Source organism: Rhodococcus sp. 852002-51564_SCH6189132-a (assembly GCF_001665495.1).
In the GTDB taxonomy this organism is placed as follows: Bacteria; Actinomycetota; Actinomycetes; order Mycobacteriales; family Mycobacteriaceae; genus Rhodococcus; species Rhodococcus pyridinivorans.
This window is the reverse complement of record NZ_LZMJ01000078.1, coordinates 42,263-50,517: the sequence shown is the minus strand read 5'-3', so window position 1 is coordinate 50,517 and position 8,255 is coordinate 42,263. Positions and strand designations below refer to the sequence as shown.

Sequence of the window (8,255 nt, the reverse complement as noted above, 5' to 3'; positions counted from 1 at the left end):
TTCTTCAACATCTTCTTCTGCCCGGTTGTCACGCCGTCCATTTTGTGGGTTACGACTTCACCCTCGCCGACGTCGAGGACCTGACGTCGGACGACGGCCGCGGCGCGCTCGCGGGGGGCGCCGACCGGGAGCTGTCGACGCGTACGCGCCTCGCCGACATCGGCTGGGCGCGTACGCGTTTCGGCGATCGTGCCGGAATGCTGGTCGAAACCGTCATCCTGCGGCGCAAGACGGAGGCGAAGATCGCCGGCGGCGGCGAGTGGGTGCTCACCGACGACGCTCTGCAGCAGTCCACGCCCACGCGCGTCGCGGCCCACCGCGCGAAGCGGTTGCGAGGGCGCACAGTGCACGACGTGACGTGTTCGATCGGCGCCGAGCTCACTGAACTCGTCGGGGTCGCCGAGACCGTGATCGGCAGCGATCTCGACGACGTGCGGCTGGCGATGGCCGCGCACAACGTCCCCGGGGCGTACCTCCTGCGCGCCGACGCCCTGCGTCCGGTCACGCGAGGCACCACCGTCATCGCCGATCCCGCACGCCGTTCGGGCGGGCGACGGACCCACGATCCGGCCGCGCTGCAACCACCGCTGCCCGATCTCCTCGACGCCTACGCGGGCCGCGATCTCGCCGTGAAGTGCGCACCAGGACTGGATTTCGACTCGTTCGACTGGGCCGGTGAGGTCGAGGTCGTCTCGCTCGACGGTGGAGTCCGCGAAGCGTGCCTGTACTCGCCGGGATTGAGCACTCCCGGCGTGCGCCGACGGGCTGCAGTACTGCGTTCGGACGGAACCGGTTTCGAGATCACCGACGCCGCGGACGACGACATTCCGGAACGGGAGCCGGGGGAGTGGATCGTCGACCCCGACGGCGCGATCGTGCGCGCCGGTCTCGTCCGCCACTACGCGGCAGCCCACGGACTGTGGCAACTCGACCCGCGGATCGCCTATCTCACCGGCGACAGCCTGCCCGACGGAGTACGGGGTTTCCGGATCGTCGAGCGTCTCAAGTACAGCGAGAAGACACTCCGTCAGGCGCTCGCCCGCCACGACTGCGGCGCGGTCGAGATCCTCGTGCGCGGCGTCGACGTCGACCCGGCGGTATTGCGTCCGCGCCTGAAACTGCGCGGGTCGGCCTCGCTCAGCGTGGTGCTCACCCGCATCGGCCGGACGCCGGAAGCCTTCGTCTGCACGCCGTCGCGCTGACCGCCCTCACACGGGCGGCCGTCCTCACACGGACTGCGGTTCGCGCAGCACCACCACGTCCCCGTCGAGGGTCGTGATCACGAACTCCCCGCCCGGGCCGACGCCGGTGCCGACCGGCAGTCCGGTGGCGGGATCGAGGGGTTCCTCCTCCATCGTCGCTCCGTCCGCGAGATCGAGCACCGCCGCTGCGAGACCCCGATCGCCGTCGACGACCACATAGGCCCGGCCGTCGGCGGTCACCGCCGGCGCACCGTACGGAGTCACGTCCGCCCGCTCCCACTCGACTTCGACGCTGTCGCCGCCGTCGCGCAGGGCCGTCAGCGGGGCGCTGCCGTCGGCCGACGCGAGGAGCAGCAGTCCGTCCTCGGTGACGGCGGGACCGAGCGCCGTGGGACGGCCGGTCTCGTGGGTCCATCGCGCTTCGCCTGTCTCGGCGTCGAGCGCCCACAGGGCACCCTCCCCGTCGTGGACGTAGACGGTCGAACCGTCAGCAGACAGAACCGGACTCGTCACCGCACCTCCGGGGAGGTCGGGTACCGACCACTCCTCGATGACCACGGCGTCGTCACCGGCCGTGTAGCGCAGCGCCACGAGCGCCGACCTGTCCGAACCCGGACGCCACACGGTGACGAAGACACGGTCGGTGGCGGTGTCGACGGCCGGGGTGGTGGCGACCGGGCAGTCCTCCGAGCCCCCGAAGCAGGCGGGGAGGCCGTGATCGCTCGCGAGTCGCGGCAGGTTCTGCCCGTCCTCGAGGGTCGGCACCGGCACCAGATCGAACAGCGGTGCCTCGAGTTGTCCCGTCTGCGGGTCGACGACGTTGACCTGACCGAAATGCGTGACCACCAACAGGCTTCCGTCGGAGGTGAACTGTGCGCTGCGGGGGCTGCCGCTCACGGGAATGCGCCAGCGACGCTGGCCGTGCTCGTTGAACGACAGCAGTCCGCCGTCCTCACCGACGTAGATGTTCGCGACGCCGTCGGAGACGGGGGTGATCGTCGTGACGGCCGGGGCGAGACGCGTGCACCAGCGCTTGCGGCCCGTGTCCATCTGGAAGGAGAACAGATTGCATCCGGCCTCCGTCGCGGCCGCCACCGAGACCTGGCCGTTGGCCGCGATCCCGGCGGGGGAGCCGACCGGGCCGCCCAGCGGACGCGTCCAGCCGGGCGCGAGGTCGTCGACGCTCTCGGCGGTCGCGGTGTTGCTGTTGCGGGCATCGGAGTGCCGTCCCGGCCAGCCCCCGCTCGACAACACGTCGTCGGTGCCGGCCCCACCGCCGCACGCGCTCAGCGCGAAGACCACCGTCAGCGCCGGGACCGCGGTCCGCAGGACACCCCGCATCACTCAACTCCTCCACAGGCGAACGATTCGACGTGTCAGCGTATCGGGCCGGGGGTCGTGAGCCGCGAACGAGGCGGACCGTAGGCTGCCCCTATGACGAGCATGTGGGGTGCACCTCTGACGGCGAGGTGGCGCGGGTCCCGTCGGAGGGATCCCGAACAGGTACGATTCCTGACGCTGTCCTCTCTGAAATGGGTGCTGGACAACAAGGCGTACACGCCCTGGTACCTGGTCCGGTACTACCGCCTGGCGAAGTTCCGGCTGGCCAATCCGCACGTGGTGCTGCGCGGCATGGTCTTCCTGGGCAAGAACGTCGAGATCCACGCGACGCCCGAACTGTCGCGCCTCGAGATCGGCCGCTGGGTCCACATCGGCGACGGCAACGCCATCCGCTGCCACGAGGGTTCGCTCCGGATCGGCGACAAGGTCGTCTTCGGCAAGGACAACGTCGTCAACACCTATCTCGACATCGAGATCGGCGCGTCGACGCTGGTCGCAGACTGGTGCTACATCTGCGACTTCGACCACCGCACCGAGGACATCACCTACCCGATCAAGGACCAGGGCATCGTCAAGAGCCCCGTCCGGATCGGTCCGGACACCTGGATCGCCGCGAAGGTCACCGTGCTCCGCGGCACCCGGGTCGGCCGCGGTTCGGTGCTCGGAGCGCACGCGGTCGTCAAGGGAGACATCCCCGATTTCAGTATCGCGGTGGGTTCGCCCGCCAAGGTCGTGAAGAACCGTAAGGTGGCGTGGGAGAGCGCCGCTGCCGAGCGTGCCGCCCGGGAAGCGGCGCTCGCAGATATCGCACGGAAGAAGTCGGTAGACACGCCCGCGGGCGTCCCCCAGTAGCGACGCGGGCCGGGACACTGTCGGGGGACAGCAGATGGACTACTCGGAGTATCGGAGTCACGACGCGACCGGCCTGGCCGAACTCGTCGCGACGGGGCAGGTATCGGCGAGCGAGTTGCTCGAGACCGCGATCGCGCGGCTCGACACGGTCGAACCGACACTGAACACCGTCGTCCGCAGGCTCGACGACAAGGCCCGGGTCCTGGCACGCGAACCGCTCGACGGTCCGTTCGCCGGGGTGCCGTTCCTGCTCAAGGATCTGGGGCAGGATCTGGCCGGTGAGCCGACCTCGTGCGGGTCCCGTGTCCTCGCGGACCTGCCGATGGACGAGAACTCGGTGATCGTCGACCGGTGGCTCGGAGCCGGCCTGGTCCCGTTCGCCAAGACCAACACCCCCGAGTTCGGGGCGAAGGGCATCACCGAGCCCGAGGCGTTCGGGGCCACCCGAAACCCGTGGGATCCGTCGGTGACGCCGGGCGGGTCATCGGGTGGTTCCGCCGCGGCGGTCGCGGCCGGCGTCGTTCCCGCGGCGGGAGCGAGCGACGGCGGCGGCTCCATCCGCATTCCCGCCGCCTGCTGCGGGCTCCTCGGGCTCAAGCCCGGACGCGGACTCGTGCCCACCGGTATGCGCGGCGGGGAACCGCTGCACGGCGCGGCTACCAACGGGGTGATCTGCCGGACGGTGCGCGACGCCGCTGCCTTCCTCGACGTCATGGCGGGCCCGTACGCGGGTGGGCCGTATCTCGTCGAGCGTGCCCGGTCGTACGCGGAGGCCGCGCGCTCGGCGCCGAAGCGGTTGCGGATCGGATACGAGACCGCGTCACCGATCGGGACGCCGGTCGATCCGGAGGCGAAGGCCGCGGTGGACGCTGCCGTCGCGGTGCTCGAGGAACTCGGCCATCACGTCGAACCCGCCTCGACGGGTATCGACGAACGGCGTCTCGCAGAGGACTTCCTCATCATGTGGTTCGCCACGGCTGCCGCGGAGGTCGCCGAGGCCTGCCGCCTCACCGGAGCACGACCCGAGGACTTCGAGTTCGACACCCGCATCATCGCCGCCGTGGGCAAGGCGACCTCGGCGTCGGACTACATTGCGGCCCATGCCCGCTGGGCCGAGTACGCGAGCGGTCTCGCGCAGTTCCACGAACGCTACGATCTGCTGCTCACGCCGACACTCGCCTTCCCGCCGTCGCGCATCGGCGAACTCGACACGCCCCGCTGGATGCGGCGTGCCGGCGAGGCGCTCCTGCGTACCCGCACCGCGTGGATCGCGACCCGGGCCGGTTTCATCGACCGGGTGGTGGACGACAATCTGGGGCGCACCCCCTACACGCAGCTGGCCAATATCACCGGGCGCCCGGCGATCTCGGTGCCGTTGCACTGGACGGTGTCCGGTCTGCCGCTCGGGGTGCAGTTCGTCGGCCCACTCGGTGGGGAGAGTGTGCTCCTCGCCCTCGCAGGCGAACTCGAACAGGCCCGGCCGTGGTTCGATCGGCAGCCGCCGCTCGCTCCGGCCGAGTTGTCCGCTACCTCGTGAGTCGAAGGTCGACTCAGGGTCGGCCCAGTGGCTTCCGGTAGACGACCGTTTCACATAGGACCGCAAGAGCCGGAACGAGTTCCGGATGGCGCGTATCGAGCGGCGCGGGCTCCTCCGGCACGTACCCGAGCCGGGTGTAGAGCCGGTCGAGGAACACCTTCGACTCGTGTGAGGTGTCGCGCGGACGGATCACCTCGAGTTGCATTGCCTCGAAACCTCGCTCGGCGAACTCCGTCTCGACGGTGTCGATCAGGACGCGGCCGACGCCCGTGCCGCGGACCTTCGGGTCGGAGGCGAGCATCCCGAACTCGGCCGTCGTCGCGTCGACCGGGGTCACGCGGATACAGCCGACCACCCGGCCGTGCGAGCGGGCGATGCGAATGCTGCCCTCCCGCGCACATCGGGTGATCTCGTCCGTGTCGGTCCGTGTGGTGCCCGGTACCCACATGCCGTCCTCGGCCACCGCGTAGACCGCGTTGAGCAGTGCGGTGACGGCGACGATATCGGATTCGTGCGGTGCCAGGCGCTCGATTTGGAGCGTGTGCTGCTCGTTCATCCGCGGTCCGGGAGGGGACGTTGGGGGACCGTGGGGCGTGCGAGCGGGTGACGCACCCGCCGCTTCGCCGACGAGTAGACCTGCGCGGTTTCTTCGGCGACGCGGCGCCAGTCGAAGTCGTCGGTCAGTCGTGCCCGGGCCGCCCGCGCGCGCACTCGGGCGGCCTCGGGATCGTCGAGGGTTTCCCGGACGGCCGAGACGAGTCCGGCCACGTCGCCGGGCCGGAACGACAGTCCGGTCACGCCGTCGACCACGGCTTCGCCCAGGCCGCCGGCGGTGGACGCGATGAGCGGGGTACCCGCTGCGGCGGCCTCGAGGGCGATGATGCCGAACGGCTCGTAGCGGCTCGGCAGCACGATCGCGTCGGCGCCGTGCAGCCAGCCGAGCAGTTCGGTGTGGTCGAGGTTGCCGAGGAAACTCACCGAGCGTGCGACGCGGTGTACGCGTGCCTGCTCGCGCAGCCACTCGAACTGGGTGCCCTCACCGGCGACCACGAGGGTCGTGCCGGGATGCGAGCGGCGGATGCGGGGGAGCGCGGCGATCGCGTCCTGCACACCCTTCTCGTATTCGAGGCGGCCGACGTACAGCAGTCGTGCCGGCCCGGGACGCGGTTCGCGGTCGCGGTACGACCAGGTGGTGATGTCGATGCCGTTGCGGATCACGGAGATCTCCGGCAGGTCCGGACCGTACAACTCGGTGACCTCGTCGTGCATCGACGCCGAACACGTGATGAGACGGTCGGATTCGTTGGCGAGCCACCACTCGACGGAATGCACCTGGCGGTTGATCCGGCCCGACAGCCAACCGCTGTGGCGACCGGCCTCGGTCGCGTGCAGGGTCGACACGAGCGGCACGTCGAAGTACTCGGCCAGCGCGATCGCGGGGTGGGCGACGAGCCAGTCGTGGGCGTGGACGACGTCCGGATACCAACCTTCGCCGATGCCGCCGCGGGTCAGCCCGATCCCGGCGCGGACCATCGCGTGGCCCATCGCCAGCGTCCAGGCGATCATGTCCTCGCCGAAGTCGAAGTGGGGTGCGTCCTCCGCGACCGCCACCACGAGCACGCCGTCGGCGATGTGGCTGATCGTGGGGTGGGTCGACGCATCGGTGCCGGTCGGGCGACGTGACAGCACCACCACCTCGTTGCCCGCCGCGGCGAGTTCGGTGGCGAGATGATGGACGTGTCTGCCCAGGCCGCCAACGACGACGGGTGGGTACTCCCATGAGACGAGCAGAATCTTCATCGCGGGCCTCCGTGGCGTCCGGGCAGTCGTCGGGCGTCGAGTCCTGGGAAGAGATTGTCGGCGCGGTTCCATCCGTCGGCCAGACGCCGTGCCGTCTCGGTGCGTCCGGAGTCGACCGCCTCGGCGATCTCACGCAGGGCGTGGGCGTGTTTGTGCGCGCGGTCGCGGGCATAGGCGGCGGCGGTGTCCTTGCTGACCATGAACGCCCAGTCGCTGGAGACCGTCAGCAGCGCTTCGCGCACCATCTGGTCGTGCACGCGGTTGCGGAGCGCGACCGACGACATGCTCTGCTCGCGGGACTTGTCGATGCTGTCGAGGGTCGTGCGCACCACCTCGTCGTTGAGACGCACGAGATCGGCGACCTGGTCGCCGGCCCAGACCCGCCAGTCCTTGCCCGAACCCCACGACGAATTCTCGAGATCGACGGAGGCGCCGACGTATCCGCGGTCGCGGGCATCGGCGAGGGTTCCCACCTCGATGCCGGCCTCGGGAAGCGCGCGGAGCAGTCGTTCGAGGAAGATCGGACCTTCGAACCACCAGTGGCCGAACAGTTCCGTGTCGAAGGCCGCGACGACGAGTGCGTCCCGGCCGATGCGGCCGGATTCGCTGCGCAATCGCTGCCGGACGGTCTCGACGAAGTCGGCGACGTGCCGGTCGACGGCGTGCGACGCGAGTTCGGGATCGTAGGGCGCCTTCTCGTGCGAGGGCACCGTGCGGCCCGTGACGCGGGACGGTTTGAGTCCGGTGTCGTGGCAGTAGGTGTGGAAGTCGCGGTAGGCGGAGTGGCCGGGATAGCCGGACTTCGGCGACCACACCCGGTACGAGACCTGCAGGTCGCGGCCGAAACACACGACGTCCGAGTCGCGGACCGTGCGGCCGAGCGAGGTGTCGCCGCGCAGCGCAGGACCGTCGACCATGAAGTGCTCGACTCCCGCTGCGGCGTAATCGTTCTCCATGCCCGGCGTGTAACCGCATTCCGGGCCCCAGATGCCGCGGGGGCGATGGTTCCAGCGGGCGTGCGCGTCGGCGAGACCTTCGGACAACGAGAAGGTGCGCAGTCGCGGGTCGAGGAGGGGCTGGAACGGATGGGCGAGAGGCCCACCGAGCAGTTCGATCGCGTCGGCGTCGATCAGCTGCCGCACGACGGGGGATCCGCCGTGGCGCCATTGGGTTTCGAAGTCCTCCAGTGCCGCGGTGGCGGCGCGGTGCTCGCGGGCGCCGAGTGCGCGGTAGGACTCCTCCCGCATGCCGGCCGCCTCGTGCGCGCGCAGTTGCCAGTTGCCGAGCCAGTGGTGCATCCCGGCGAGGCAGTGCGGGTCGTCGAGTTGCGCGGCCAGTACCGGGGTGATGCCGAGTGTGAGCATCCGGGTTCGGCCTTCGGCGGCGAGCCGCCGCAGCACGTCGGTGACGGGCAGATAGGTCGCTGCCCACGACTGGTAGAGCCATTCCTCGCCGACGGGCCACCGGCCGTGGTGGGCGAGCCACGGGAGGTGGGAGTGGAGGACGAGCGCGAACATCCCGGG

At 70.2% G+C, this 8,255-nt stretch carries 7 protein-coding genes; 3 read left to right on the top strand and 4 right to left on the bottom strand.

Going from position 1 to position 8,255, the window contains the following annotated elements; genetic code table 11:
* The first annotated feature begins 44 nt into the window (after positions 1 to 44).
* A complete protein-coding gene (locus tag A5767_RS19800) occupies positions 45 to 1,202 on the top strand; it encodes a THUMP-like domain-containing protein (protein WP_064852984.1) in 1,158 nt (385 codons plus the stop codon).
* A 24-nt stretch (positions 1,203 to 1,226) separates the two neighbouring features.
* Here the strand turns inward: A5767_RS19800 and A5767_RS19795 are convergent, their stop codons facing one another.
* Positions 1,227 to 2,543, bottom strand: a complete 1,317-nt coding sequence (locus tag A5767_RS19795; protein ID WP_033097729.1) for an outer membrane protein assembly factor BamB family protein — start codon at positions 2,541 to 2,543, stop codon at positions 1,227 to 1,229.
* Positions 2,544 to 2,636: 93 nt separating this feature from the next.
* On the opposite strand from A5767_RS19795, the gene A5767_RS19790 reads away from it, so the two are divergent.
* Positions 2,637 to 3,395 (top strand): acyltransferase, encoded by a 759-nt coding sequence (locus tag A5767_RS19790; RefSeq protein ID WP_033097730.1) that lies wholly within the window; start codon positions 2,637 to 2,639, stop codon positions 3,393 to 3,395.
* Between the two features lie 34 nt (positions 3,396 to 3,429).
* Positions 3,430 to 4,932: an amidase gene (locus A5767_RS19785; protein WP_033097731.1), complete on the top strand. Its 1,503-nt coding sequence runs from the start codon at positions 3,430 to 3,432 to the stop codon at positions 4,930 to 4,932.
* A 13-nt stretch (positions 4,933 to 4,945) separates the two neighbouring features.
* Here A5767_RS19785 and A5767_RS19780 read toward each other — a convergent pair whose 3' ends face one another.
* From A5767_RS19780 to A5767_RS19770, 3 genes are read right to left on the bottom strand one after another with little or no spacing between them, the layout of a single operon-like run.
* Positions 4,946 to 5,488 (bottom strand): GNAT family N-acetyltransferase, encoded by a 543-nt coding sequence (locus tag A5767_RS19780; protein ID WP_082937752.1) that lies wholly within the window; start codon positions 5,486 to 5,488, stop codon positions 4,946 to 4,948.
* Complete coding sequence (locus A5767_RS19775; protein WP_006554568.1) at positions 5,485 to 6,732, bottom strand: glycosyltransferase family 4 protein; 1,248 nt, start codon at positions 6,730 to 6,732, stop codon at positions 5,485 to 5,487. Before A5767_RS19775 ends, A5767_RS19780 begins: the two co-directional genes overlap by 4 nt.
* Positions 6,729 to 8,249, bottom strand: coding sequence for a 1,4-alpha-glucan branching protein domain-containing protein (locus tag A5767_RS19770; RefSeq protein WP_039586065.1), 1,521 nt, complete (start codon positions 8,247 to 8,249; stop codon positions 6,729 to 6,731). The genes A5767_RS19775 and A5767_RS19770 overlap by 4 nt, the downstream gene beginning before the upstream one ends.
* Positions 8,250 to 8,255: the final 6 nt, after the last annotated feature.

Excerpts from the sequence above, each read along its gene's own strand:
- A5767_RS19795 (WP_033097729.1), bottom strand. The coding sequence starts at position 2,543 with ATGCGGGGTGTCCTGCGGACCGCGGTCCCGGCGCTGACGGTGGTCTTC.
- A5767_RS19790 (WP_033097730.1), top strand. The coding sequence starts at position 2,637 with ATGACGAGCATGTGGGGTGCACCTCTGACGGCGAGGTGGCGCGGGTCC.
- A5767_RS19785 (WP_033097731.1), top strand. The coding sequence starts at position 3,430 with ATGGACTACTCGGAGTATCGGAGTCACGACGCGACCGGCCTGGCCGAA.
- A5767_RS19780 (WP_082937752.1), bottom strand. The coding sequence starts at position 5,488 with ATGAACGAGCAGCACACGCTCCAAATCGAGCGCCTGGCACCGCACGAA.
- A5767_RS19775 (WP_006554568.1), bottom strand. The coding sequence starts at position 6,732 with ATGAAGATTCTGCTCGTCTCATGGGAGTACCCACCCGTCGTCGTTGGC.
- A5767_RS19770 (WP_039586065.1), bottom strand. The coding sequence starts at position 8,249 with ATGTTCGCGCTCGTCCTCCACTCCCACCTCCCGTGGCTCGCCCACCAC.